Source organism: Paenibacillus sp. HJGM_3 (assembly GCF_045062745.1).
In the GTDB taxonomy this organism is placed as follows: domain Bacteria; phylum Bacillota; class Bacilli; order Paenibacillales; family NBRC-103111; genus Paenibacillus_AA.
In genome coordinates this window covers 66,300-92,906 of record NZ_JBJGED010000012.1, presented here as the reverse complement: position 1 = coordinate 92,906, position 26,607 = coordinate 66,300, and the positions used below count along the sequence as shown (strand labels likewise).

The following is a 26,607-nucleotide window of genomic DNA, read 5'->3' as shown; positions in this document are numbered from 1 at the left end:
ATGATACATTAATCTTAATTTATGCTCGTCGTATTGTAAATCAATTTGTTTCTAATGATTAAGCCCCTCTGCCGGCGCAAATAAAATAGAAAATAGACCAGGGAATACTCCCTGATCTATTTGCAGAGGCTTCCAGAAATTACGAAAGCCGATGTTCCTATTCCTCCATACAAACCGTACCCGCTATTACTCTCCGTCCGCTGTCGTCATAGTAATAATAGGTAACTATTATCCTATCGTCGGGAAGTTGCACAGCGCTGGTATACCCAATATCATAGCCCAGCCCATCATTCCGAAGAACGGTTTCCTCTGCGTGTTCGAAGTTGCATTCGGCATCCAGCAGAAAGGCGCGGACTCCATAAGGAGCGTACCGGTAGCCATACGTTACGAGCACATTGCCGCTCCTTAACCGCAGAGCATGGAACGGACTAGGCGAAAAAAACGGCCGTTCTGCCAACTCGCTCCATGTCAAACCCCCGTCCTGTGATTCTGCGGTGATGAGCGGATGGGTTCCAGGCCCGGATTTCCCTGCCGCTTTTGGGGCTGTACGAATAAAGGCGACGAGCTTCCCGGACGGGGTTAAATACAGATTCGGTTCGCCCAGAATATAATCGGGATGCTCCAGCACCGCAAGACTCGACCAGCTCATTCCTTTGTCGGATGTCTTCATCACCACAACCCGTTCCTTGTGCTCATTCCCTCCGTATGTGGCCAGCACAAGCGAACCGTCCGGGAATTCAGCGGCATTGCCCCGAACCGCCCCGGCACCGCCCAAGATCCGAATCGGATCGTCCCATTGCTCCCCACCGTTATTTGACCGAATGGAATAAAGTCCCTCCAGTCTTCCTATCCACCGGTCATAAATATGGTGGTCGGTCGGAAGTCGATTTTCCACATCTTCAGAAGCAAACGCTTTCCAACAAAAGAACGTACAAAATATCGAACCGTCTTTAAGCACATTCAAGCAAGGATCCTGAATCCCGCGTAAATAATCGTCATGCAGAAGCGAAGCATTTGAATCCCACGTCCTGCCACCGTCAGAGGAGGTAACATACACCGCTTTGGAAGCAGGATCAACATGCGTTACTTTTCCGTACAGACGCTGCAGATCGCGAGCTTGCCGAAATCCGACGATCAACGTTCCGTCCGGCAAAACAACGGCGTTCGGAAATGAATTGTAATTTTCGTCTTGATAAATGACCGTATCGTTTATTTTTCGTAAACCCATCTAAAGCACTCCTTTCGAATGGATCTGCATAAAGCCTTCTTCTTGTCAGGGGAACCGACCCATTCGGAATCAGCCCGCATTTCCTTCAGCCACCACAACTCGTCCATTGTGACGGCCGCCGTCACTTCGCTCATGACATGCTTGCCGGCATGCATCGCCTGAATGGCTTGCGGCACGTGCAACTGCATCGGCGTCGAAATAACGGCCGCATCAATATCCGACTCCAGCATGTCTTCGAAAATGCGATATGTACGCGGGATTCCATGTTTGTCTGCCGCGGCTTGGACATACTCCCCGTCCAAATCGCACAGCGCAACCACCTCCGTATCCAGGATGTTTTTAAACCCCTGAAGCGAACTGAGCCCCCTCGCGCCCGCGATTCCTACCTTGATCGTCATGTTCTCGTGCCCTTCCTCTCCAGCGACATGGAGGATTAGTTCCGAGCGGGGTTATCGAGTTCGGCGGCGGCTATTTCATTCAGCAGCGGCATACCGGCCCGCCAACGCTCCACGTTGCCGACGAACAGCTCCCACACTCTTGACAGAAAATACGGATTGCCTACGGAACCGGAAATATGCGGGGTCATAATGACGTTCGGAAACGACCAAAGCGGATGATCCGCCGGCATCGGATAAACATAATGGGTATCTAGTGCGGCACCGGCTATCCAGCCTTCGCGTAAAGCGTGCAGCAATGCGGCTTCTTGGACCAGCGGTCCGCGCGCAGGGTTTAGCAGGTAAGCATGGGACGGCAGCAACCGAAGCTCCCGCTCGCCAATGATGCCTCGCGTATGGTCCGAGAGCGGCATCGACAGAATGAGAAAGTCGAGGCCTTCCAGAAACTCCGCTTCCTGCCCCTTGACGAACACCCGATCCGGCAATATCCCCTCCGGATCTCCGACGTTCGGCAGCACGAATTGCCGGTTTCTTGGCCGGACTCCCCCGCGGGTCATGACATGCACCTTCACCCCATGCGCCTTCAGCAGGCGTGCGGTCTCTCGACCTATACCGCCATAGCCCCAGATGCCTGCCACCGAGCCTCGAAGCTCCTTTTGGAACCGGGCCGACCGATCCCAAACGCCCGCTTCCTGATGGCGGATCATGGTTCGCATATCGCGCAGAAGATTGATCATCATGGCCACATTCCATTCCGCGATCGCCGTATCGAACACGCCGCTGGCGTTGCAGACGCGTACGCCTCGCGCAGCCAGCCCCAGACCGATCGCCTGCGTATAGCCGGAGGAAGCAAGCTGAATCCATTCGAGCTCGCGCATATCGTCTATGTTGCGGGGGGGAAGATGGCAAAATAAGACTTGTTTGCCGCTAAGCAGCTCCTTCGGTTCCTCATGCGGAGCCGTATTCTCAGGTATGACCTCGAGCGAAATGCCCGCGACGCCCTCCAGCCTATTCAAGAACGCCGGCTCCACCGCTACATCGATCAGTATATTTTTCATTGGGGACCTATTCCTTAAATATTTTGCCGGGCACGCTGTTAAATTCCCCGCACCCTGGTATGAACGGATATTTGTTTTTGATCTCTTCCGTCAAGGTAATGCCGAAGCCCGGCGTTTCCGGCGGCAGCACGTAGCCGTCCTTCATGACGAACGATTCCCCCAGCAGATCGATGTGCAATCCCCCGTATGCCGGAGGGATTTCCAAAATCTTCGTATTCGCACAAGCGAAGGCGCAGTGTACATTCTGCATGAGACACCCGGCCGCTCCCCACGCGTGTGTGGCGATACCGCGTCCTCTCGCCTCCATCATGGCTGCAACCTCCATGAACGTCCCGATGCCTCCGGTAAAGGCTGCATCCGGCTGTCCGATATCGAACGCATCCCGCTCGATAAACCCTTTCCATTCGGCCGTGCCGGTTAAACATTCGCCGCCCGCGATCGAAATCGATGTGCTTTGGCAGAGCTCTTGGTAGCCCCATGGGTCGGTGTAATGCAGCGGCTCCTCGAAGAAAAATAAGTCGTACGGCTCCAGCGCTTTCATAACCATCTTGGCCGTATTCACATCCCATGTCCCTACGAAGCTGTTCCCCATATGGCCATCCATCATGATTCGCGTATCCTTCGATACGACGGATCGCACAAAACGCATCTTGTCGGCTTCGAATTCGGCGATCCCCTCCGGCGAGTCCGGCGCCACCCAGCCGCCCTTCTCCTCCCAAAAGCAGGCGGCGCCGAATTTCATCCCCTTGAAGCCGAGGGAAGCATAATATTCGAGCTTACGGGCCAGTTTTTCCTTCGGATAGTTGGAGGGGCCGCCTGTCGCGTAGCAGGGCAGCTTATCATGCTTGGAACCGCCAAGCAGCTTATGGACGGGCAGATCGAGCAGCTTGCCCTTCAAATCCCACAGCGCGGCCTCGATGCCGTTCAGCACCGACAAACCGAGCCCCACGCGGCACCAGAAGTTGCCGCAATGGTACATGCGATCCCACAGAACTTGGATATCGTCTACCGTCTGTCCGATTAAAATCGGTTTGAAAAACTCGACGATCGTCGGAACGCTTTCCGGGAGAAAGTACCCGATATACGTCTCTCCGACACCAGTTAGTCCCTCGTCTGTAGTCACCTCGATAAATGCGGCGCCCCTCCTTTTGCGGGCTTCGGACATAAACGGATCGTTCGTGCAAGGCCCCGTCAGCAGCACGGTGCGCACATCGGTAATTTTCATGAGCTTTAGCTCCTTGTTCCTATAATGAAGTGACCCTGTTACCCAAAAACTACATCGTGATCTCGGACCTGTCCGCATATGGGGCTAAAACGGAATGTACCCGACTTTTTTTCACGATAGAGCTTTTAACCTTTAAGCGAACCAACCATAACCCCTTTGACGAAGTATTTCTGCAGGAAGGGATAGACGAGTATGATCGGCAATATGGAGGCCACAATTGTGGCGGCCTTGACCGTCTGGTTGGTCACCTCCGACGTGATGGGAATCAGGATGCCTGTGGCGGAATGGTCCATCCGTTCCTGCTGGAATATTTTTTGCACGAGCAGCTGCAGGACATAATCGTTCTTCTCCCGCAAGTAAATCATCGCATCGAACCATGAATTCCAATGCCCGACCGCCGACCACAAGGCGATGACTGCAATAATCGGCATCGAAAGAGGGAATATGATGCGAAACGCCACCTGCACCGGGTTTGCACCGTCGATCAGCGCAGACTCTTCCAGCTCCTTCGGAAACGTCATCAGGAAGTTGCGCGCCAGAATGATATACCATGCATTCCACAACGTAGGAAGAATAAGTGCCCATAACGACCCGATCAACCCGAGCATTCTGATATTCAGAAAAGTCGGTATCAAGCCGCCGTTAAAAAAAATCGTCACCAGGATGAAAATCGTGATTGCATTGCGGTATGGCAGCGTTCGCTGAGCAAGCGCATACGCCGCCCCAAACGTAACGAGTACGGTCAGACCGGCGCCAACCACTGTACGGAAGATCGTATTTCCATATGCGTTAAGGACAAGATCATTCAAAAATACTTGTTTGTAGGAGTGAAGATTAAAGTCTTTCGCCCAAAATCGGAATCCGAGCTCGTTGACGTGAGCCGGCCCCGTAAATGACAGCATCAGCAAATCCCAGAACGGATAAAGGAACAAAAACGACAGCACAATCATCAGCGTATAATTGCAGACATTGAACACGAAGTCCGGCATGCTTTTCCTACTCAGCGCATTCATTCAAGCACCTCACCAAATGCCATATTCGTTGAATCGTTTAACGATGTAGTTGGTTCCCAATACGAGAATCAGCCCGATCACGTTCTTGAACAGGCCGACTGCAGTGGAAAAGCCGTACTTTGTTTCGATCAGCCCTACCCGGTAGACGTACGTGTCGATGACATCGGCCACACTGTAAACGGCCGGGCTGTACAGATTGAAGATTTGATTAAACCCGGCGTTCATGATCCCGCCGATACTCAAGATGAACAGGATCGTCATGATCGGCACAAGCGACGGAATGGTGATATACCTCATTTGTTGCAAGCGTGTCGCCCCGTCGATTTTGGCCGATTCGAACTGATCCTGGTTGATGCCGGCGATGCCTGCCAAATAAACGACGCTGCCCCATCCGATCGATTGCCACACATGGCTGGCGACCAGAACGCCTACAAAGTAATCGGTATCTGCCAGGAAGTAGATCGGTTTGCCTCCGAACAGGGTAATCAAATAATTGAGCGCTCCTCGGGAAGGCGAAAGCACCTCAACCATAATGCCTGCCAAAATAACCCACGACATGAAATGCGGCAAATAGGAAATCGTTTGGACGGCCATCTTGAATCGTTTATTAGCGAGTTCGTTGAACAGCAGCGCCAAAATGATCGGTGCGGGAAAGCCGAACACGATATGCAGGCTGCTTATGATCAGCGTGTTTTTGAGGATGCGCCAAAAGAAAATATCGGAAAAAAACTGTTCGAAATGCTGCAGTCCTACCCAGGGACTGCCGATAATGCCATCGACGAACCGATAGTCTTTGAATGCCAAAATAATGCCGTACATCGGAAGATAATCGAAAATAAAAAAACCGATGAGAGCCGGCGCCGCCATGAGGTAATAGAACCCATACTTTTTCCATCTTGTAGTGCCAGTTCTTTTTCGGGATGCAATCTGGGGACTGACGACAGGGCCGCTATTCACACGCTCTCCTCCTTGTAAAGAGATGGGGCTCCCCTAAAGTTTTTTGGGACTGAGTGATTCCCAAGTGCGCTTTTGAGACAGCCCCGTTCTATCTTTCTAGGGATCCGTTATTTGTTCGATTCGTCGTACAGCTTCTGCCATTCGTTGATCGTCGCTGTACCGCCGGCGTCGAGATATCTCTTCTTGAACGCCTCCCATTCCTTGTCGATATCCAGCTTGCCAGTAATGGCGTTGGTCATGAATTCAGTGACGATGGTGTTTAACGCCGTGCCGTATTTCGACTGCGCTTCATTTTTTCCGGAATAGGTGAAGTTGACCGTGTTATACACGACCGGGCTGTTCATCGCAATTTCGTAGGCCGGCAATTCGTCTTTGAACACGCCGGTCTTTTTCTTAAACTCCCACGTTTCCGGACGGAGTGCATAGAAGTTGTTCAAGCCTTCCGCAACAAGCTTATCGTTGTTCAAATACTCCGGTGTTACTTGAATGATGCCATCCTTATTTTTTGTGTAGCCCTTGCCTTCTTCCCCGTAATACAACCGAGTCCAGAAGTCGTCGTTAGCCGCGATATATTCCTTGATCGCCATGATGCGTTCGATTTTCTCGTCGCTAGTGTCTTTACCGAAGCCAAAGCCGAAGTTCATCGCGGGGTAGTTAAGACCCGTTGTGGCACCCTTCTGCCCGTCAGGCCCGGCAAACGGTTTGAAAAAGTCCAATTTTGCGTTCGGATTTTTGTCCAGCAAAATTTTCGTCAAATTGTCCGGCGTCGAACCTGCGAACCACCAAGGATGGTCGGCCAGTACGCCGAATTTGCCGCTGCTCCATTTCGCCCGCTGCTGCGGCCGCTGATCCGTAATCGATTCGGGGTCGATCAGCCCTTCTTTATACCAGCTTTGCAGAACCTTTAAATACTGCTTGTAGTTGTCAGACGTCGCCGTGGAATAAATTTTGCCCGCTTTGTCCACATAGTAATTGATCTCAGGGGCACCGAGTCCGAATGCGCCTTTCAAATACAATTGAACACCGTGTCCGCCATAAGTGTCGTTTTTGCCGTTTTTATCCGGATCGTTGAAGGTGAAGCGTTTGAGCACTTCGTGGTATTCTTCTATCGTTTCCGGGTACTTTGTGATCCCGACATTATCGAGCCAGTCCTTGCGGATCCCCATGAGATTCGGTTGAATGCCGGCAAAGTTGAAGAACGGGACGCCGTATATTTTGCCTTTGTAGTACATCGAACTTTTTACGATTTTCGGATCGACCATGCTTTCAAGGCTTTTCATCCACGTCGGCATAAACTTTCGCAGCTTTTCCTCCGAAATTTCCTTCAGCAAGCCCTGATCCATCAGCAGTTGTGCGTCCGCCGCTGTGTTCATCCGGATATGGTCGGCCGTTTTGCCATCCGCGAAGTACAGCCTGATCTGCTCTGCATTGCTCAAATCCATGTTGACGATCTTGATCTTCACATTAAATTTTTCCTCTATCAGTTTCTGCGCGGGATTAGAATCTGAGTACGTCTTCCCGAAAGCGCCGTGGCCGATCCATGTAATTTCAAGCGGCTTCGCGTATGGGCTGGCGCTTGACCCTGATGGAGTCGCCGACGGACTCGGACTGGTGCTCTCGTTTTTCGAGCACGCGGGAAGAATGACGCTTGCAGCCAAAATAGCGGCTGTGACGGCTGTGACAGTGACCTTTCTGTTTAACCTCGATCTTATGCTCTTCTCCTCCATTCGAATCTTCCCCCCAAGTTTGGATAATTTATTACAGGATTGTGTGCATCCGTGTAACCACCGATTATAAAAGCGCTTTCATAGCCAAGTCATGACGGCTTGTGTTTACCATAGCTTAGAAAAAAGAATGGGGATACATCAGAGTTGTGATATCGATAAGAAAATGATGACAAAGTAAAAATAATGATATGTGACGGATATTGAGCAATTTCCTCGGGCTCTGCCCTTTAGCTGCCCAGCTCGGACGCGGCTTTTTCGTTCAGCTGCGGCACGCCGGCACGCCAACGCTCCACGTTGCCGACGAACAGCTCCCACACTCGGGACTCGTCGTGCTCTCCGCTGCATGGCACGCAAAAGAACAATTGACCTCGGCCAGCGGACCGTTCGGATAACGGAACACCGCCACGCCGTTATCGTTCGGTTAAAAATCGGCAACCGAGCCGTCATCGGCATGAAACCATCGAGGAATATCCCAGTCCCCGCTATAAAGCTTGTCTTGTAACGCCTCCTCGTCCACTTCAATCCCTAATCCGGGTCCGGTCGGCAGCTCGATGTATCCGTCTTTGACCACAAAAGGCTGCTTCAAATAGCCTTCGCCTTCAGAGGCATATTCTTGGCACACAAAGTTCGGCACATTAGCCGCGAGTTGAAGGCTCGCAGCCAAATTAATAGGGCCTAGAGGATTGTGCGACGCAAAGCCGGCATAATACGTTTCCGCCATCGCCGCAATTTTCTTGCCTTCCATGATTCCACCGCAATGAGCCAAATCCGGCTGCACAATAACTGCCGCCTGCTTCTCCAGCACTTCCCGGAACGCCCACTTCGTGAACAGCCTCTCTCCCGTTGCGATCGGAACGGTTGTCGATCGGGCAATCGTTACCATGGCGTCGACATTTTCGGGCAAGCACGGCTCCTCGATGAATGCCGGGTGTATAGGCTCCAACGCCTTAATGAGCTGGATCGCCAAAGCAGGACTCACCTTGCCGTGAAAATCGATGGCAAGCTCGCAATCGGGCCCGATGGCTTCGCGAATTCGTTCGATCCGGTCCACCTGACGGGCTATCCAGGAAGGCGACTCGATAAGATGAGCCATCCCTTCAAGTCCCGTTTTCACCATTGTAAAGCCCTCCGCCCGCAGTCTCTTGGACATGGTATAGGCCTCGTCCGCGACTATTCCTCCAACGCCCTTGTACATGCGAATGCGGCTGCGCACCGCACCCCCGAGCAGCTGATATACAGGGGTTCCCAAAGACTTTCCCAGGATGTCCCACATCGCCTGCTCAAGTCCGCTAATAGCACTAAGCAGAATGGGCCCTCCGCGGTAAAAACCGCCCCGGTACATCCCCTGCCACAGATGCTCGATTCGCCGCGGATCTTGACCGATCAAGTGGGGCTCAAGCTCCTTAACCGCCATTTCGACCGATCGCGATCGGGCTTCCAATACGGCTTCTCCCCAGCCGACCAACCCTTCATCCGTCGACATTTTCAAGAAAGTCCATCGGGGCCGCACATGAAACAGCTCGATTTTACTAATTCTCAACGTGATCGCCCTTTCCGGAAAGAATAGCCTAAATCACATTGCGACTGCACTATGAAAAATGCTTAAACTGCGGAAGCCATTCCCGGTTTGCCTGGAACATCTCATCCACCATTTGTTTGATTTCAGCCAAGCTCAGAACTGCGGCAGTCAGCGGATCATGGCATATGGCATGGAAGATTTTTCGCGGATCGCCCGACATGGATCCTTCCACCGCCAGCTGCTCGCATTGCGCATTAAGGCTGTTCAAAATGGCCAACTGCGGCGGAAGCACCCCGACATGGATGGGTTCCAACCCGCTCTTGGAAGCCAAAATCGGCACCTCGACACAGGAGTGTTCCGGAAGGTTCTCGATATACCCCCGATTACTGACGTTTCCGTTAAACTTAAACATCGTACCGTCGCCTAGCATGGCGTTGAAGATGTTCGCCGCATATTCGTGTCCCCGGCGCAAATCCACCGTCTCCTGTTCGAGCCATTTCAGGATTTCGTCCTTCCATGTTTCCTTCCTTGCCAAATAGCTATTCAGAATGTAGGCGTGTTTCCCGGGGTTCCAGCTCGTGCCGGTATCGCAATATTTTTGGATTAGATCGGTTCTTTTTCGAAACCACGCATTGTACTCGGAGTTATGACCGCTCGATTCCGTCACGTAGTAATCTAGATGCAGAAACATTTCGTTTCGGACAGGCTCCACGTTGTAGATTTCCGTGCTGTTCAATATGGCGTCGCGAATCAAAGGATTGGCATCCTTGCCCTTCCACTTAAATTCAAGAAACCATGCCTGATGATTGATGCCTCCACACAAGTATGTTATTTCATCCATAGGGGCACCGATCCAGCGGGCCAACATATGAGCCGTCCCTTGTACGCTATGGCATAGCCCTGTCACATTGACGTTCGTAAAATTTTGCATCGCTCCGCACAGCATCGTCATCGGGTTGGTGTAATTTAGAAAAACCGCGTTCGGGCAGTACTTCTCTATATCGCGGCAAATATCAAGCATGGCGGGAATGGTTCGCAGCGCCCGGAAAATGCCCGCCGGTCCCCGGGTATCCCCTACGTTAATATCGACCCCATATTTCATCGGAATTTCAATATCATACCGCCATACATCCACGGTGCCCGACAAAATGGTGCAAATAATCCCGTCTGCATCCGCCAACGCCTCGGCCCGGTCCTGCGTTGCGATAACCTTGGCAGGGTAGCCGCCGGCCTCGACGATTTTATCCACTGCCCTCTTGATGAACGACAACCGTTCGCCGTCAATATCCATCAGCGCGATCGTGCTGTCTGCAAATGCGGGGAATGACAGAATGTCACGCACCAATTTCCTGGTAAAGGCGAAGCTTCCGGCACCGATAAACGCAAATTTCTTCATCTTGTACCTCCCGATAGCAAGAATGAGGTGCGGAGCAGGAATTTCGTTTGTCACTGCTCCGCACCATAGATTATTTTTTAGCTGCGAGCTGTTCAGCAATCGCTTTGTCGGCGTCATCTGCGGCGTTGCGCAAGGCCGTATTCACATCGGGCACTTTTCCTTGAACCATCAGATTGAACTGATTGTTCAAAGCTTTTTGGACCAAACCGTCATACCTCGTGATCTGATAGGACTTTGCCGGCTTCTCGGGGAACATCGCCGCCAAGTTGACTTTTTTCTCCTGAAGCCAGGCAGCGTCTTTACCAAACACCTGCTTCGATTCCGGCGAATTAACTACGGTCAACGCCCCGGCTCTCTCCATGGACAGCAGTTTTTCCTTAGAAGACAGGTAAGAGATCACCTGGAAGGCTTCATCCTTATGCTTGCTTGTGCTGGCCAGCGCAAAGATGCTGCCTGCCATTCCGGGGCCCACTCCGGGAAGCTCCGGGTACTCCGGAACCCGCGCTATGTCCCAATTGACCTTCCAGGTTTGATTCAAATCGTAGGCTGTAAGAAACATCGCCGCGGTTCCGTTTGTGGTAAAGGCGTTTCCATCTATTTTTTCATTGCCGGGGATCTGATGGAAACGAACCAAATTGGCGAACATTTTACTCCAACGGGGGTCGGTTGCCACTGTCGACTTGTTCGTCTGCGGATCGACAAAAGGTGCAGACAGCTGGTTCATGCCCATTTGAGTCGGAAATACGACGATGATCCCTTGATATTGCACCCCGCTGTCGGTGCGCGTCATCCGTTTGGCCAGATCGTAAACCTCATCATAGGTCAATCCGTCCTTCGGATAGGACACTCCGAATTTGTCGAACAAGTCTCGGTTGTAATATAACTTGTTGACACTGCGATTCGATGGCAAGCCAAACAACGGACCGCCTGTAATCAATTTAATGGTTTCTACAGCTTGCGGATAAAGCACACTCAAATCGTATTTGTGCTTCTTGATCAAGTCGCTGATATCATAGCCCAATTGGGTATCCATCAAATAGGGCTGAATATTGTCCGGCGATACGTGCATGATGTCAATGGCCATTCCTCTGGTGAGCGCCCCTTGAATCGATAACTGCCCTTTTTCCTCATCATCTTTCGCACTTAGAAAGTAATAATTGATTTTGATATTGGGGAACTTTTGGGCAAGATCGTTTCCATGCTCTCTCATGAACCTTTCCTTATCGGTGGAGCCCATGAACATCAGCTCAACCGGCTCTGCGGGCTTCTGTGAAGCCGCCGCCGGCTTCTCGGACGCCGTGGCGCCCTTATTTTCGCTTCCGGTGTTGCCTCCGGAACAAGCCGCAAGCACAGTCGAGAACAAAATGAGCATAAACAGCCACAGCACACTCTTATTAACCATGGCATACCCTCCTGATTATTTTTTTGTGCTTTTTATACAAGCTGACCGGAATGAGAGCGGTTACAGTTCTGAAATTAAGCCATTAGCGATTCCTGTAAAACCCAAAGCTATGCGTTCAAAGAGCCATCTCCACGGACCGGGTTAAGATCGTCTTGCAAGGCTCTCCGTTCGGATTCGGATAATCAAAGTCCGAATACGCGAGCAAGGCGGTATGATCGTCCAGGGCGATAAGTTCGGCATACGCACATGTTCCGCTCGACAGGGCAGCGCCCGGTTTGATAATCTCTCGCCTCCCCCCCCAAATCATGCCGCCAGAATCTGTCGAAGCCCTCAGGTACAGTCCGGGTCTGCCGTAAACCGCGAGGGTCACTCCGCAATCCAGATGGAGCAATGTTGGCCATACGCCTAAGTCATCGAACACTGCAGGCTTGCTCCATGTGATGCCGTCATCGAGCGCTTTGCTCCAGAACGTCGGTCCCACGCCATTCCCATCCGTAGTACGCATCAGACAATACACGGAGCCGTCCGGCAGAAAGCAAATGTCCGGCTCCGCATAGCCGTCGCGGAGCGCTCCTTTCGGATCGGCTTCCAGATCGGGTTCATACGGTATGCAGCTGATATAATCCCAGTTCCGGCCATGGTTCTTCGAACGGAAAAACAGCGTGTGGAATTGCACGTCATCTTTACTCAAATTCCAGCCGTGCTGGTAATGAATTCCCCACACGTCGCCGTTCGGCGCAAGCCGCATCCGCCAGAACGCGGAATGCGGAATAAAGCCGGATTGCATGATTTTCAGGGCGTCCGGAATATTCAGTTGCGCCTGTTCTACTTGCCATTCTGCGGCGCCGCAAGCCTGGCGCGCGAAGTAAAACAATCGCAGGGACTCTGGCAAATCATTGATGTCGAAGAACGAATTTATAAGATTGCCATATGAGTAAGGCTTGAGAAATACCGGAGCCTTCCTAATCTCAAGTCGATCGACATGTTCGCTCGGCTTCCATAGCGGAGCAAGCACGTCGCCGTTCGCCAGCACCAGCCCGAGAGGACGGTCTTCGCGGGTCTCCTGCCATGACTGCCCGCCATCCTCCGATATGGCGATACCCTTGGGAAATCCGTATGCCGAGATCGAATCCTTTTCTTTATGAAACTCCACGCAAAGCCTTCCGTCAGGCAATCGGTATAATCGCGGGAATTGCCATGGCCCCCAACTGCGGATATCCGGAGGCGCCTGAGAAACGATTACGGGTTCTCCCAGAATAATGGAGGGGACAGCTTTTCCAGCCTTATTGCTAATCTTCATTGGATGACCTTCCTCCGTTCAACCTAGATGATCCGGTTGATACAGCATGGCTTTCGCAAAAAACTTGCCGAACAGATTCCCGTACCAAACGGTAATGATCGTACCGTCAGCAAGTTGACCGCTGGTGGGATAGCAGCAATCAAAGGAAGGCAGATCGTTTGCCAAAATCTTCGTATGCTCTGTCGCCCAGGTTGCTCCCTCGTCATGGCTAACCGTCACATAAATAGAATTTGGGTGCTCTCTCGAGCCGTGGGAGCATAAGATACGGCCGTCCTGCAGCTGCAGCAAGTGAGCGGGAGAACTCATACTGCTCAGGGAAGTCGGCCTCAGCCCGCTCCATGTCCTACCGTCATCATAGGATTCCGACTGGAGAATATGGCCTTTATGAATCCATTCGAAGCCAGTTCGCTCCGTTCTCGCGAGCAGGAGAATTTTGCCGCTCTTCGTTCTCAACAGGGTTGGCTCCCCGCCCGTATGCTGATGCCTCGGCAGCTTGGCAAGCACATCCCAGGATCTGCCGTCATCGTCCGAATAGAAGATGACCAATGCAAACCCATTTGTGTAATCAGCCCCTCCGTCCGGCTTCATGGTGTCGCAATAATTCCCCGCGACGAGCAATCGCCCGTTCGGCAGTCGAATCATATGGCGTTCGACCTCGACATATGGAAATGGAGCGTCCGGAACGGTCATCGGTTTATCTGTAAACCTCCAGCTCTTTCCCTTATCCGTGGACCAAGCCCCCCATAGTGTGGGCGTATCTACCCGGGTTGAGTAATGCTTGAAGAGCCCCGCTTCGTCGTATCCTGCCGCTCCGTACCGGTAATCCGTAGTCACCCAATCGCCGTTCGGCAGCTCGAAGATGGGGCCGCACCTGTGGTCGGCGTTCCCCAGATCGTACAGCAATTCCTTGCTCCCCCAGCTGTGTCCGTTATCTCTTGAGCGGAACAGGACCAATCTTCCATCCGGGCTCAAGTGATCGGTCGCTTCCCGTAACGTGACAACAATTTCGCCGTCAGATAAGACGGAGACCGTGGCCGGGTGGTAGTGCAGCGTGTCATCGGTGTGAATCAGCACAAGCTTGCCGTTGATCCGTTTAGGAAACATTTCCGGATACAACTGGGTGTACAGCATCTCATGAGATTTCTTGAGCTGCACCATATCCGACTGCAGTTGGGCGACTTCGTCGCGCAATGTCACCAGGTCGACGCGAAGCGCGTCGCTTCGCGGGCTCACATAGTAGATCACCGAGTAATTGCCATGCGGGGGATCCAACTCCACACGAAGTCGGAGCGGTTGGCCTGCTGCGAGATGCGAGGCCGGTACCTCGAGCCGATAGAAGCCGCTGATCCCATGCGGATGCCAGACTCGATGGCTATCTTCCACTAGCGACTGAAACCTTCTCGGCTCGAAGCTCAGCTTGAAGCCGTTCTCGCTGACCTCATACGATTTGGCTAAACCGAGCGCAAACTTTAGCACGGGCTGGCCATTCACGAAGAGAGCGGCCTTGACATAGGGAAAAGCAGCTCGTACCGGTCTGACCTGACTGCCGCCAATCCATGTAAACACGGTCGCTTCGGTGGATTCAGCCGGAGTCGTTTCCCACTCGATCCAGGTTCGCAATTGTTGGGGACCTGCATGGCCGGGTAGTCGCCCTCTGAAATCGGACAATGCTGCCCCTGCCGCGAACGGGATGGTGCTGCATCTGGGAATTTCATTATCGGCGAGTCCCACGGCCCGCAAGAAGCCCTCTTGCTCGCGCGCGAACCTTCTGTTCGTCGTTACGACTCCATGTTCCGATGTACGGGTATTCTCGTTCAACATATTAGCTCCCTCCCGGTGGCGGCTGTTTGCGCTGCGCGCACGCCGCAATCTTCTTTTCTTCACGACGCAAATGTAAGCGTTTCCTAAGTCAAGCATACGTAAACCCTCAGTAAAAGAAAATAACTCGTTTATGATTAAAATGGGTAAAAATTTGATATTGGTAAACAAAGTGATACTTCAACGTTATTTATGCTATTCCGTGATATACCCAAAAAGCGGGATGCAGATGCATCCCGCGGATTGTGAACCTTTTATAAGTCTCAAGGACCATAATACACATCATCGACGTATACGTCATCCCCGGCAGGCACTGTGCCGCCGCTTGCATATTGGAAACCGGTCAACGATTGCACGCTCGAAGGATTGACTTGCATGCCTGCGGTTCCAATCCAGTTGTTATTGATGTATACGTTGGCTGCCGTTTTGTTTGCTTCGACTCGAATTAAATTCCAACTATGAAAGTTGGACACTGTTCCTGCCCCGGCAATCTGGATCCACGAACTGCCGTTGTAATACTTGACGCTTCCGTCCGGGAAAATGGCCAAATGATAAATCGTATCGGACCCGGATGTCACCTCTCCCATAATATTCATGATAAAGGCGCTGGGCACAGCCTCCAGAAATGCGCGAAATTCCAGGGCCTTGTAGTCCGAAGCATTGGCCGCCTTTTCAATTTTAGCGATTGCAGATGCAGAATTGTCGAAAATTCTTAGCGACTTGGTTCCGGCGTATGCCTTGGCTGCGGACACGGTGGCCATTGTGGAGCCGGCAACAAAGCCTTGTGGCGCACTTCCTACCGTATCGCTTTCAAATGAGTAGTATGCGCTCGCATACTCTTGGAACAGTACGTCGTCAACATACACCGAATCGCCTACCGGAACGGTCCCTCCGCTTGAGAAGCTGAATCCGTTCAAGCTCTCCACATTAGCCGGATTGGCATATGGAGAAGCCGTACCTGCCGCAGTATTGTTAACATATAGATTTGCGCTCGTCTTGGTCGCGTCAACCCGTATCAAACTCCACGAATTCATCGGTACGGTTCCCGCCGCACTGACGGACACCCAGGAGGAGCCGTTATAAGATTTAATACTTCCGTCAGGGAAAACAGCCAAATGAAAGACGGAAGTCGTACCGGAAGTGACGACTCCTTTAATGTCAAACATAAACGCACTGGCTATCGTCTTAGGATTTACTCGGAAGGATAGGCTCTTCGTTGCGGTTTCCACGCCATACTTGAAAATCTCTGCGATTTGGGTGCTGCTTGTGTCACTGATGATCAGTGAACGCTTGCTCTCGAAAGCATCGCCTTCGCTGACCCAAGCCATTTTAGCATTCTGATAGCCGGTTGGCGCTTTGGGAGTCGGATGATTCTCGAACGTGTCTTCATCCGTGTATAGTTCGATTTCGTTCAAGCTGACCATACCGTCCGTACCCGTGGCGACCACTTTTACGTAACGAGCGGAGATCGGCACATTGAACCTGGTATAGTCGAGGGCATAATGCTTCGCATTCGAATAGCTCTTGACCGCCTGTCCCCAGTTCGTACCGTCGATGGAGAAATAGATCGAGGCTGACTGAGAGCTTCCGTTCTTTAAACTGATCCCAAGATCGGTGATTCGATAGATCCGATTCAGATCGATCTGAAAAGAGCCTGCGGTTCCCGACTTGAAGGCGCTGCTCCAATAATCGGTGCTTCCGTCGAATGCTCCGGAGACGCGCGCTTCCGGATGAGCCGAGTCGGTATAGTTCATATCGGTCGAAACCGCAATTTGTCCTAGCTTATGCATGGTCTTCAGGTCTATCTTGTTAAACCTCGATGTATTTGCGATATCCACATATTTACTCCAGATACTGAATCGATTTACGGGATCCGAGGCAGGATATGACCAGTTTGCTCCCGTGTCCCCGTATACTTGCAGCCTGTTCGGCCCGACAGGGACAATCGCTGTGTAGCCTGATGTTTCTTTCGTATTCGAGCCGGGAATTTCGTTATAGGTGATCAAGGGAGGAGCGGTCCAGCTATTCCCGTTCCCGTCGTCTGACACAAGAAGCTTCGTATAGCTTCGTCCATAGCTCAAAACGAGCGTTCCGTTAGGCATAAGAAGCAAGTCGGGGTCGACGCTTTGCTGATCGTTAAAGTCGGTCACGCTCGGGAGAAGCTGCGGCGCCGACCACGTTATTCCGTTATCTGTGGAACGGCTTTGGTACAGTGATATATAGCCTCCCGTTCTCAAGACAGCCAGAAGATTCCCGTCTTTGGTTCGCGCAAGCGCCGTCTCATTGAAACCCTCATACCGGTCATATCGGTCGATGACCCCGGTCTGTTTGTAGCTGTTGTACAAATTTCGATCATAAGCAATGGTGGATACGTACGACCAATTGACTCCGCCGTCGACCGATTTAATAAGCATGGCGCGATCCCTTCGGGTAGATCCGGTCACGATCGACGACCCCTGCTGCTGCTCAATGGTGTCGGTTGGGTCGGTGTTGAAGTTGCCGTAGGCAACCGCCAGCAGCGATCCGTCGCTATTCTCGACGATTCCCCTATGCAGACGAAACCAATCTACATTCACAGGGAAAGTCACCTTCCCGATATCTCCTGCCGTCACATGATGAGTCCATGTTTCACCGTTGTCCGTTGAAGTGTGATAATTAATATCCCAATCGGACGATGTCGTGCTTGACGGAACGGGGACGAAGTCAACGCTAACGATACTTCCGTCCCTCTTCTTGATTGAATTGGTGAATGTGACTCCTTCCTCCTTCACGATCTGGTTGCCGTTCGAGTCCTTTCGATAGGTGACTCCACCGTCGTCAGACACGGAGTAACGATATAACGGCGGAGTAGAGCTGGTATCAAGCGAAGCCGACCAACTGACAAATACTTTGCGAACCGTATCACCCTGCGGATTTACCGTATCGAAGGAATACGCGAACGGAAACTGCGACAACTCGCGGACTCCCCCGGAATCTTGGGCTTTCCAGACGATTTGAGTAGGATCGCCTGCAGGGTACTGCATCACCTCCGTTTGTGCACTTGCGACCGATGCCAGACCAAATCCGGTAACCCCTATCGTCATCAGCCCGATCCCATATTTCGTCCATGTCTTGATAAACTTACTCATTTGGGTCATCTTTTCAATTCCTCCCGTTATCGAATTAAAATGCCCGTTTGTAAGCGCTTCCTCCTTTCTCTGAAATAAAATCTGGTTAAGCAAAACAAATTATAGAACCACCCTGGAGAACTTCAAATGACGAATTCATGACATCGTTATGGTCAAATGTGACATTGTCAAAAGTTTAATATTTCGCTATTCATGTGCTATCAAATCAGAGGAAGCGGCTGAACTTGTTATCGGTCCCGAACAAACTAAAAACCGTGCCGCCGGAAAAGGGGACACGGTTTATTGGTGACGGAGGATATGTTTTTCTTGATCAGAATACCGTCATGACAAGCAAGTACGCATTCAACACGGCGATAAAAACAGCTACGGTCCACGCCAATATCTTCATCCAGAGCGGGTTGGCGAATTCGCCCATCTTCTTCTTGTCATTCGTGAATTTCACGAGCGGGATGACGGCAAACGAGAGCTGGAAGCTCAAGATGACTTGGCTCAGGATGAGCAGGTCCATCGTGCCGTCCTCGCCGGCGATCGCCGTTACGATGACGGCCGGGATGATCGCGATCAAGCGTGTAATCAGCCGTCTCAGCCATGCTGGCAGCCGGATATTCAGGAAGCCCTCCATGACGATCTGACCGGCCAGAGTGCCGGTTAAGGTCGAGTTCTGCCCGGCGGCGAGCAGAGCGACCCCGAATAAGATGCTGGCGATCGTAGACCCTAATATCGGAGTGAGCAAATGATAAGCATCGTTGATGTCCGCGATATCCGTAAATCCGGCCGTATGGAAGGCCGCTGCGGATACGATCAGGATCGAGGCGTTGATCAGCAGGGCGAAAAACAAGGCGATCGTGGAATCCCACGTGGAGAACCGAATCGCTTCACGCTTGCCTAGCGAGGTCTGCTCATACTGCCGCGTTTGCACGATAGACGAATGCAAGTACAGGTTATGCGGCATCACCGTAGCTCCCAGAATCCCGATGGCGATGTACAGCATCTCGGGGTTCTTAATGATCTCGGCGCTAGGCACGAAGCCTTGGAGCACCCCGCCGATTTCCGGACGGGACCAAATCACTTCGATCAGGAAGCAGACGCCGATCGTCCCCATAAGGGTGATCACCAGCGCTTCGATATACCGGAACCCTTTATGCTGCAACAGCAGGACGATCAGCACATCGACCGCCGTAATGATCACGCCCCAAATAAGCGGGATGCCGAATAACAAATTCAAGGCGATCGCGGTCCCGATGACCTCCGCCAAGTCGCAGGCGGCAATCGCCAGCTCGCACAGCACCCACAAGACCATGGAGACCGGCTTGCTGTAATGGTCCCGGCACGCCTGTGCCAAGTCGCGGCCGGTGACGATCCCTAATTTCCCGGCCAGAGCCTGCAGCAGGATCGCCATTAGGTTGGAAAGCAAGATAACGGATAAGAGCGTGTAGCCGAACATGGAACCGCCGGCAATATCGGTAGCCCAGTTGCCGGGATCCATATAGCCTACGGCTACCAGGTAGCCGGGCCCGGCAAAGGCGAGAAATTTTTTGATAACGGACCCTTTGGTCGGGATCCGCATCGACCGGTACACTTCGGGAAGCGTCTCGGCATCCCGAGATTGTCTCCAGCCGAGCTCGCGAGTTTGCGCGGTCGTGTCATTCATCGTACTCACCTCAATTAATGTTTGTCTAGGGACAATAAGTTGGTTCAGGCCAACTTTCATTCGAAAAAAAATCGAGCTCTCACTCAATTTATGACGGCAACATTCTAATGTTTCCTATCTTTATTGTACATAGCAAAAAAAGTTTGTCAAACGCAACTTTTGGGACATCTAGCGAAAAAAAGGCTAATGCAACTCCGCATGCTGAATGCGAGCGGTCTCTACTTGAATCGTCGTATGCGTAATATGGAAACGCTGGGCCATTGCTTCGATCGCCGCCTGGAGTACCGTCTGACTGTCCGCTTCATCGCGGATGACCAGGTGGCAGCTGAACGCGTCCATCCCTGAGGTAAGCGACCAGATATGCACGTCGTGCACGCTCAGCACGCCCTCGATCGTCAGCAGCGATTCTTTCACTTGATTTTGATCCACGCGGGAAGGTGTCCCTTCCATAAGAATATGCACCGAGCGATTCAGAATGCCCCATGCGCTCTTGAGGATGAGCAGCGCCACAATCATGCTGATGATGGGGTCGGCGATGTACCAGCCGAATAAGGCCATCACCGCACCCGCCAGCAACGCCCCGACCGATCCAAGGGCATCCCCCATGACGTGCAAGTAGGCGCTTCGCACGTTCAAGTTGTCTTCTAGGTTGCCCTGCCGCAGGAGCGACCATGCGCTGGCGAGGTTGGCGAGCAAGCCGACGCATGCGATCAGCATCATCCAGCCGCTGCTCACTTCCGGCGGTGCCTGCAGCCTGCCGATCGCCTCCCATAGGATAAACCCCGACACGATGACAAGGGTAATGCCGTTGATGAGGGCAGCTAAAATTTCAAACCGGTAGTACCCGTACGTTTTCCCCGGAGACGGCGCTTTGGCTGCGAATCCGACGGCTACGAGGCTAAGTAGCAGCGACGCCGCGTCGCTCAGCATATGCCCGCTGTCGGAGAGCAAGGCCAGGCTGCGGGTCACGAGTCCGCCTATAAACTCGAGCAGCAAAATGCCGGAGGTAATGATCAAGGCGATCATGAGCCCTCTGCGGCTGCCGTCGGACCCGTGGTGATGATGCGCATGCCCGAAGTGATCATGATCGTGATGGCTATGATGGCTGTGATGGCGTTCCTGTCCGTCACGATGGTCATGCTTGGGGTCCTTGTGGTCGTGATGGTGATCGTGCTCATGCTCGTGGTCACAGCCAGATTTATGGTCGTGCTTAGCGTTGGACTTATTATGATACCGGTCCTCATGAATCGACATTGGAATACGCCCCCTACTCAAGCTCCTTACCATATGTATGTGCCTAGAATCCATTAGGTTGCCCGGAAAGGCGAACAATAACATATGAATAAGTGTTCATATATTAGTTATATGCGCTAGTGGGGCCGTCTGTCAACCTCAATTGCCAAGCGCAGTTCGATTACTCCCACATACATGGTTTCTGAATGCCGGATTGCCACACGCAGTTCGAGTTTTGCCGAATTAGTTCGATTTCATCAACTTACAGAAGGCTAGATTTACTATGGATGAGCTCTAGTTCGATTTCGCCGAATTGCAACGCACGTTAAGAACACGGGCCGTGGAATACCGCCATTTAGTTAGGCAATATCGAACTGCATAGCATGGTCTTTCCTTGGGCCCCGACTCCAGTTTGGCAAAATCAAACTACACGTCATTCTTACTCGGAGGGCAGATTCGGCAGAAGGAGCTTCCTCCAAGAGTGACTGTCTCCAAATTCGAACTAAGCAGCTCCAACTCACGCCACCCATTTGTCGACTTCAAAAAACCTCTGGAGAATTCTCCAGAGGTGGGGATGCGAGCAAAAGAAGCAGCTCCCTTTACAGCATCATGCTCTTGCGCCGGAACAGCACCAGGGCGAGCACGTAGCAGACGACGCCGATGGCCGCATATACGAGCACGGCGTTCAGGAACGAGGCGGTGCCATCCAGGATTTCGTTCGGCTGGAACCAGTAGAACACGGACGCGTACCGCTTGGATGCGAAAGTGTCGCTCAGCTTCCCGATCAAATCCAGCGCGTAGAATACGAGCGTCAGACCGCCGGCATACGCAACCGTCTTGCGCTCGTCGCCGGTCAAGACCGCGAGGAGAAAGCAATACCCGCCTACCGCAGCGAACAGGAGGAATCCCATCACATGCAGCGTAAGAAACGCGCCGCCGTTCCCGATCGGTTCCCCGACGAGCCAGCCGCCGGCAAAGCTGAACAAGACGTTCAGCGCGATCACGATGAACAGGCCGGTGAGGAACACCGCCATCAGCGTCCCGAGCACCGTCGTTCGGCGAATGGGAGCGGACAGCAGGTAGGCCATGCTGCCTTGTTCCATGAAATGCGCCAGCATTTTGCCTGCGAGGGACAGCGTGAACAGCGTCATGAGCAGCAGGAAGATCAGACTGTAATATTGCATCGACAGCACGTCAGTTACATTCTGAATGGCCATGCCGTTCTCCATCCCGAAGGCTGCCCGGAATCCCTCCGGCATATCCTCGTATAGCTCCATCTTCGCTTCCAATGCCGTCTTGATGCTTGGGAAGATGGCAGCCATCATAAGCAAGTACAGCGAAGACCCGATGCCATAGCCAGCGATCAGCTTCGTATTGCGCTTCAGCAGTGCCCGGAACAACACCAAGCTCATTGCGAGCCCTCCTTTGCGTAATAGTTCAAGAACAAGTCCTCCAGGTCTTGCTCGATCTCCTGGAGCTTCACGACCCGGACCGTCGACAGCAGCCGGATTATCTCATTCCAATTGTCCTGTATATGAAATTCGGCGACTCTCCCGTTCACGGAGGCGACGAGCGGATGACCGACGAACCGCCTTGCCTCTTCTTCGTCCGCCAGCGTCACGAACAGCTTTTGCTTCCGTCGGGCGCGGATCGCTTCGATCGATTCCTCGAGAATGATGCGTCCATCCTTGATCATCGCGGCCCGGTCGCACGTCTTCTCCATCTCGGTGAAAATATGGGAGGACATGAAGATCGTCTTGCCTGCCTGCTTCTCCTCCAGGATCAGCTCGATGAACCGTTGCTGCATGAGCGGATCGAGACCCGAGGTCGGCTCATCTAACACGACGATATATGGATCGTGCATGAAGGCGGCGACAAGCCCTACCTTTTGCTTCATCCCCTTGGACATCTTCACGATCGGAGTACCCGGATCGAACTCGAACCGCTGTATGAGCGTCTCGCGTTTCTTGGTGGACTTCATCCCGCGCATGTCGCCCAGCAGTTGGAGGAATTCCAAGCCGCTCATTCGCTCGAGAAACGCAATCTCCCCAGGCAAATAGCCGACATAACGTTTAATCTCCGGCGCATCCTTCCATGCGTCCATTCCGTTCACAATGGCCTGGCCCCGATCCGCCCGGGCGAAGCCCATCAGGTGGCGAATGGTGGTCGACTTCCCGGCGCCGTTCGGACCTATGAATCCGAACACCTCGCCGCGCCCTACCTCGAACGACACATCGAAAATCCCTTTGCCGTTCTTGAACGTACGCGTCAACCGATCCAGTTTAATCATGCTTGCACCTTCTTTTTTTGAAATATGATACATCGATTAGTTCAAAACCAATATACACCTTCCCCTCCGATTTGTGAAGTAGTTTTAAACTATGAATGCAAAAATATTTCAAAACATGGTATACTAGAAGCACATATCGAAAGTCTGGGGGCCACCGCGTTGAACGGGTTTCAGAAACGAACGAAAGCCAAAATGGACCAAATCGAGCAATGCGCCATCCAAATGCTTCATAAGCCGGTGCAGGACATCGCGGTCGCCGAGATCGCAAAGCTTGCCCGCGTCTCCCAGGTGACGATCTATAATTACTACGGCAGCAAGGAAGCGCTGCTGATCGCCGCGCTCAAGCGGATGTTCGGCGACAGAGTCGAGCAGTTCAAACAGCTGGTGGAAAGCGGCCTGTCCTTCGACGAGAAGCTGAAGCGGATGATCCTGATGAAGCGCGAAGCGTCCCAGCTCGTGCATCCGGATACTTACGTGAGGCTTATTGCGGACAATCCGGAGATGCACGCTTACGTCCAAGCCTTTAATCACGAGCACTCGATTCCGTTATTCCTGAAGCTGGTTCAGGAGGGCAGGGCGTACGGGAAAGTGCGAAGCCACATTCATGACGAGGCGCTGCTCATGTATATGAATTTGCTCACTCAAGCGATAGCCGCGTTCTCGGAGGAAGTCATAAGCCAGTTGGACCGGCCGGGGGGCGTGGAGGAAATCATCGACCTGTTTTTCTACGGTATCCTGAATCAGAACGAAGAATCCCGGTAAGCCTTCGGAAGTGATGGGGAACCATCTATTTTCGCGAACCGAAATCCAGTATAATCCAAAGTATGAAACCATCCATCGCTTCCCAAACGAGAGTATGGCTGGCCCGGCTTCCAGCCCCTCTGAGATCGCATAGGGCCCTCGTGGCCATCGTCTTCCTGATCAGCCTCGCGACGACTCTAATCGTCTTCCATCCGCGACAGGAACCGATCTATCCGACCCACTATACTTACATGAAGCTTCGTTCCGCCGACGGGATTGTGCTGCATATGATGGAGACTCGACCGGATAACATTCAGCTGGTGCCGATCGAGAGCAATGTGACCGCGGCTCCTTTCTATGGAATCAACGGAGGTTTTTTCTGGGAAGGCTATTTGCTGAGCATCGCCGTGAAGAACGGCCGGCCGGTGAAGGGCGAACCGGAGCAGTACGGCTCCGGCTGGTTCAACCGAGGCGTGGACTCCGACCTACGGCGCGGGACGCTCGTCTGGGATGAGGCTGCGCAGCGGTTCTCCGTGCAGGTGGCGGCGGATGCGAGCGAGCTGCGGGTGACCGACCCTCGGCGCTTCTGGGCGCAGGGCGGCGTCAGCATGGGGCTGGACCGGGAGACGAGCTGGGAAGCGAGCATGATCGAGGAGCAGATGCCGGCGTATGACGAAGAGCGGCTTCGTTCCGGGCTTGTGTACGACACTCGGCAGAACGTGTACATGATCGTGACTCCGACCCCGTGCACAGTCCCGCAATTCCGCGCCGCGATTCTAGAGACATTAGGTCATCGCGGTTTGGTGGACGGAATATTCCTCGATGGGGACGGTTCTTCGCAGCTGCGGAGCAGGCAAGTCCGCCTCGCTGGGGACAACCGGCCGGTGTACCAGATGTTGGCGCTAATCAATTAGTTTGTTACAAGGGGGCGGCCTGGATGGCTTATGAATCGTTCGAATGGCGTTGCGGGGACGGGACCCGGATGTTCGCGTGCGCCCACGAACCCGAGACCCGGAGCGGCGTTCGGGCCGTGATCGGCATCGTACACGGCATGGGAGAGCATACGGAGCTGTATAGGCACGTGGCGGAGATGTTCGTGGAGCAAGGCTACGCCGTGCTGCTCTTCGACCAACGGGGGCACGGCCAGACCGAGGGACAGCGCGGGCATGCGCCCACGTATGAGCATCTCCTGGAAGGCATCGACCGGATGCTGGAGGAAGCCGACAAGCGTTATCCGGGCGTGCCCCGGTTCCTGTACGGACACAGCATGGGCGGCAATGTGACGCTTAACTACTTGCTGCGGCGCAAGCCGGACATCCAAGGGGCGATCATCTCGAGCCCCTGGCTCAAGCTGGCTTTCGATCCGCCGAAGCTGACATACGTGATGGGAAGCCTCATGGAACGGTTGTATCCCCAGTACTCCAATTACCGGCCGATGAGGCCGAACAACTTGACCTCGGATCCGGTCATGATCCGCCGGATCGAGGAGGATACCGTTCGCCATGGCCACATTACGGCAAGGTTCTTCTTCGGGGTGGCGCGTGCCGGGCGATGGGCGCTCCAGCATGCGGGCGAGCTCGGTGTGCCCATCCTGCTCCTGCACGGCGGGAACGATAAGGTCACCTCGATCCACGCGAGCCGGCAATTCTCGGAGCGTTCCCTGGGGAAAGCCGAGTTCCGGGAATGGCCGGGCCTCAAGCATGAGCTGCACAACGAGCTGGACCGCGACACCGTATTCACGGCGATGGTCGATTGGGTGGAGCGACGGCTGCAGACGCAGAACTAGCGGCGGAGATAACCCCGATCGATCACCGCAGCAGCTTGTCAAGCTTCTGAACGGCGGCTTCCCGGCTAACCTCGCCGAACCGAGCTAACAGCTCGTTTCGCGCTGAGGTGCGGTCCATATGGACCGGCTCCAAACCATGCCGGGCCATCCACTGCGTAGCGAGCATGTAGCAGGTGCTGTTCCAGCCGCTCTTCACGCCTTGGTCGTTCAACCGGTCCGAGATGCCGGAGATGACGATGTCGCCTGTGCTCTGTAGCTCGATCAGGGCGGCGTCGAACCGCTTCTTGGACTCCTTGTCCTGCAGCCCGGACGCGCGGCGAAGCTCCCGGACATCGACGCCCTCATGCCCTTCCACAATGTCGTAGATCCTCAGCATATCCTTCGACACAAGCCCGTCCGCGTAGCGGCTTCTAAGGCCCTTAGCCGGTTGCAGCGCCGCTTGCAGGAGCGGGAACAAGGCCGCATCCGCCAGGATCGGCTTTTTCGCCATAAACCGGCCATACGCGGCGACTCCCTCGCCGGCGAACCGGTCCCTCCACAGCCAAGGGTCGGTAGCCAGGCCGGTATGCCACGCTTCCCGGCGGGTTATCGATTCCAGCGACGGATGCTCCGGGAATAAGGAGGATAAAGGGAGAATGCCGACTCGGGCGATGACCGCCGCCGCTTCCTCGTACGTATCCGCCAACTCCCACTCGACAGTTGAGGTAGTTGTTTTTGTTGACGAAGCCATGTTCACTTGC

The 26,607-nt window shown here is 53.3% G+C and carries 22 protein-coding genes; 3 read left to right on the top strand and 19 right to left on the bottom strand.

What is annotated here, in order from left to right; genetic code table 11:
- Window positions 1-157: 157 nt before the first annotated feature.
- The 18 genes from ACI5FR_RS15170 to ACI5FR_RS15085 form a co-directional block, all read right to left on the bottom strand.
- A complete protein-coding gene (locus tag ACI5FR_RS15170) occupies window positions 158-1,228 on the bottom strand; it encodes a sialidase family protein (protein WP_405455615.1) in 1,071 nt (356 codons plus the stop codon).
- On the bottom strand, window positions 1,210-1,626 hold the full coding sequence (locus ACI5FR_RS15165; RefSeq protein WP_405455613.1) for a Gfo/Idh/MocA family protein: 417 nt from the start codon (window positions 1,624-1,626) through the stop codon (window positions 1,210-1,212). The genes ACI5FR_RS15170 and ACI5FR_RS15165 overlap by 19 nt, the downstream gene beginning before the upstream one ends.
- 35 nt (window positions 1,627-1,661) lie before the next feature.
- Window positions 1,662-2,681, bottom strand: a complete 1,020-nt coding sequence (locus tag ACI5FR_RS15160) for a D-2-hydroxyacid dehydrogenase (protein ID WP_405455611.1) — start codon at window positions 2,679-2,681, stop codon at window positions 1,662-1,664.
- A gap of 7 nt (window positions 2,682-2,688) precedes the next feature.
- A complete protein-coding gene (locus ACI5FR_RS15155; protein WP_405455609.1) occupies window positions 2,689-3,906 on the bottom strand; it encodes a mandelate racemase/muconate lactonizing enzyme family protein in 1,218 nt (405 codons plus the stop codon).
- A gap of 125 nt (window positions 3,907-4,031) precedes the next feature.
- Window positions 4,032-4,919 (bottom strand): carbohydrate ABC transporter permease, encoded by an 888-nt coding sequence (locus ACI5FR_RS15150; protein ID WP_405455608.1) that lies wholly within the window; start codon window positions 4,917-4,919, stop codon window positions 4,032-4,034.
- A gap of 9 nt (window positions 4,920-4,928) precedes the next feature.
- Window positions 4,929-5,876: an ABC transporter permease gene (locus tag ACI5FR_RS15145; RefSeq protein WP_405455605.1), complete on the bottom strand. Its 948-nt coding sequence runs from the start codon at window positions 5,874-5,876 to the stop codon at window positions 4,929-4,931.
- 107 nt (window positions 5,877-5,983) lie between these two features.
- Complete coding sequence (locus ACI5FR_RS15140) at window positions 5,984-7,339, bottom strand: type 2 periplasmic-binding domain-containing protein (protein ID WP_405455603.1); 1,356 nt, start codon at window positions 7,337-7,339, stop codon at window positions 5,984-5,986.
- A 491-nt stretch (window positions 7,340-7,830) separates the two neighbouring features.
- Window positions 7,831-7,965, bottom strand: a complete 135-nt coding sequence (locus ACI5FR_RS15135; RefSeq protein ID WP_405455600.1) for a hypothetical protein — start codon at window positions 7,963-7,965, stop codon at window positions 7,831-7,833.
- A gap of 59 nt (window positions 7,966-8,024) precedes the next feature.
- Window positions 8,025-9,143 (bottom strand): galactonate dehydratase, encoded by a 1,119-nt coding sequence (gene dgoD, locus ACI5FR_RS15130; RefSeq protein ID WP_405455597.1) that lies wholly within the window; start codon window positions 9,141-9,143, stop codon window positions 8,025-8,027.
- A gap of 49 nt (window positions 9,144-9,192) precedes the next feature.
- Window positions 9,193-10,617 (bottom strand): alpha-galactosidase, encoded by a 1,425-nt coding sequence (gene melA / locus ACI5FR_RS15125; protein WP_405455595.1) that lies wholly within the window; start codon window positions 10,615-10,617, stop codon window positions 9,193-9,195.
- On the bottom strand, window positions 10,589-11,920 hold the full coding sequence (locus ACI5FR_RS15120; protein WP_405455592.1) for an ABC transporter substrate-binding protein: 1,332 nt from the start codon (window positions 11,918-11,920) through the stop codon (window positions 10,589-10,591). Before ACI5FR_RS15120 ends, melA begins: the two co-directional genes overlap by 29 nt.
- A 115-nt stretch (window positions 11,921-12,035) precedes the next feature.
- A complete protein-coding gene (locus tag ACI5FR_RS15115; protein WP_405455589.1) occupies window positions 12,036-13,073 on the bottom strand; it encodes a sialidase family protein in 1,038 nt (345 codons plus the stop codon).
- 165 nt (window positions 13,074-13,238) lie between these two features.
- Window positions 13,239-15,041, bottom strand: a complete 1,803-nt coding sequence (locus ACI5FR_RS15110; protein WP_405455587.1) for a sialidase family protein — start codon at window positions 15,039-15,041, stop codon at window positions 13,239-13,241.
- 260 nt (window positions 15,042-15,301) lie between these two features.
- A complete protein-coding gene (locus tag ACI5FR_RS15105) occupies window positions 15,302-18,175 on the bottom strand; it encodes an exo-alpha-sialidase (protein ID WP_405455585.1) in 2,874 nt (957 codons plus the stop codon).
- 301 nt (window positions 18,176-18,476) lie between these two features.
- Complete coding sequence (locus ACI5FR_RS15100) at window positions 18,477-19,817, bottom strand: Nramp family divalent metal transporter (protein ID WP_405455584.1); 1,341 nt, start codon at window positions 19,815-19,817, stop codon at window positions 18,477-18,479.
- A gap of 183 nt (window positions 19,818-20,000) precedes the next feature.
- Window positions 20,001-21,071, bottom strand: coding sequence for a cation diffusion facilitator family transporter (locus ACI5FR_RS15095; protein WP_405455582.1), 1,071 nt, complete (start codon window positions 21,069-21,071; stop codon window positions 20,001-20,003).
- Window positions 21,072-21,649: 578 nt separating this feature from the next.
- Window positions 21,650-22,462, bottom strand: coding sequence for a permease (locus ACI5FR_RS15090; protein WP_405455580.1), 813 nt, complete (start codon window positions 22,460-22,462; stop codon window positions 21,650-21,652).
- Complete coding sequence (locus ACI5FR_RS15085) at window positions 22,459-23,340, bottom strand: ABC transporter ATP-binding protein (RefSeq protein ID WP_405455578.1); 882 nt, start codon at window positions 23,338-23,340, stop codon at window positions 22,459-22,461. Before ACI5FR_RS15085 ends, ACI5FR_RS15090 begins: the two co-directional genes overlap by 4 nt.
- 159 nt (window positions 23,341-23,499) lie before the next feature.
- On the opposite strand from ACI5FR_RS15085, the gene ACI5FR_RS15080 reads away from it, so the two are divergent.
- From ACI5FR_RS15080 to ACI5FR_RS15070, 3 genes are all read left to right on the top strand, one after another.
- Entirely contained in the window at window positions 23,500-24,102 is a 603-nt protein-coding gene (locus ACI5FR_RS15080; protein WP_405455577.1) for a TetR/AcrR family transcriptional regulator, read from the top strand.
- 140 nt (window positions 24,103-24,242) lie between these two features.
- Complete coding sequence (locus tag ACI5FR_RS15075) at window positions 24,243-24,995, top strand: hypothetical protein (protein ID WP_405455574.1); 753 nt, start codon at window positions 24,243-24,245, stop codon at window positions 24,993-24,995.
- 23 nt (window positions 24,996-25,018) lie between these two features.
- Window positions 25,019-25,867 (top strand): alpha/beta hydrolase, encoded by an 849-nt coding sequence (locus ACI5FR_RS15070; protein ID WP_405455571.1) that lies wholly within the window; start codon window positions 25,019-25,021, stop codon window positions 25,865-25,867.
- Between the two features lie 22 nt (window positions 25,868-25,889).
- Here the strand turns inward: ACI5FR_RS15070 and ACI5FR_RS15065 are convergent, their stop codons facing one another.
- Window positions 25,890-26,597, bottom strand: a complete 708-nt coding sequence (locus ACI5FR_RS15065; protein ID WP_405455570.1) for an AlkZ-related protein — start codon at window positions 26,595-26,597, stop codon at window positions 25,890-25,892.
- Between the last annotated feature and the right edge of the window lie 10 nt (window positions 26,598-26,607).

What these genes read in the sequence shown, in the direction of transcription:
- ACI5FR_RS15160 (WP_405455611.1), bottom strand. Translation starts at nt 2,681, where the DNA reads ATGAAAAATATACTGATCGATGTAGCGGTGGAGCCGGCGTTCTTGAAT.
- ACI5FR_RS15100 (WP_405455584.1), bottom strand. Translation starts at nt 19,817, where the DNA reads ATGAATGACACGACCGCGCAAACTCGCGAGCTCGGCTGGAGACAATCT.
- ACI5FR_RS15065 (WP_405455570.1), bottom strand. Translation starts at nt 26,597, where the DNA reads ATGGCTTCGTCAACAAAAACAACTACCTCAACTGTCGAGTGGGAGTTG.
- ACI5FR_RS15085 (WP_405455578.1), bottom strand. Translation starts at nt 23,340, where the DNA reads ATGATTAAACTGGATCGGTTGACGCGTACGTTCAAGAACGGCAAAGGG.
- ACI5FR_RS15090 (WP_405455580.1), bottom strand. Translation starts at nt 22,462, where the DNA reads ATGAGCTTGGTGTTGTTCCGGGCACTGCTGAAGCGCAATACGAAGCTG.
- ACI5FR_RS15150 (WP_405455608.1), bottom strand. Translation starts at nt 4,919, where the DNA reads ATGAATGCGCTGAGTAGGAAAAGCATGCCGGACTTCGTGTTCAATGTC.
- ACI5FR_RS15095 (WP_405455582.1), bottom strand. Translation starts at nt 21,071, where the DNA reads ATGTCGATTCATGAGGACCGGTATCATAATAAGTCCAACGCTAAGCAC.
- ACI5FR_RS15170 (WP_405455615.1), bottom strand. Translation starts at nt 1,228, where the DNA reads ATGGGTTTACGAAAAATAAACGATACGGTCATTTATCAAGACGAAAAT.
- ACI5FR_RS15070 (WP_405455571.1), top strand. Translation starts at nt 25,019, where the DNA reads ATGGCTTATGAATCGTTCGAATGGCGTTGCGGGGACGGGACCCGGATG.
- ACI5FR_RS15165 (WP_405455613.1), bottom strand. Translation starts at nt 1,626, where the DNA reads ATGACGATCAAGGTAGGAATCGCGGGCGCGAGGGGGCTCAGTTCGCTT.
- ACI5FR_RS15110 (WP_405455587.1), bottom strand. Translation starts at nt 15,041, where the DNA reads ATGTTGAACGAGAATACCCGTACATCGGAACATGGAGTCGTAACGACG.
- ACI5FR_RS15105 (WP_405455585.1), bottom strand. Translation starts at nt 18,175, where the DNA reads ATGACCCAAATGAGTAAGTTTATCAAGACATGGACGAAATATGGGATC.
- ACI5FR_RS15155 (WP_405455609.1), bottom strand. Translation starts at nt 3,906, where the DNA reads ATGAAAATTACCGATGTGCGCACCGTGCTGCTGACGGGGCCTTGCACG.
- ACI5FR_RS15120 (WP_405455592.1), bottom strand. Translation starts at nt 11,920, where the DNA reads ATGGTTAATAAGAGTGTGCTGTGGCTGTTTATGCTCATTTTGTTCTCG.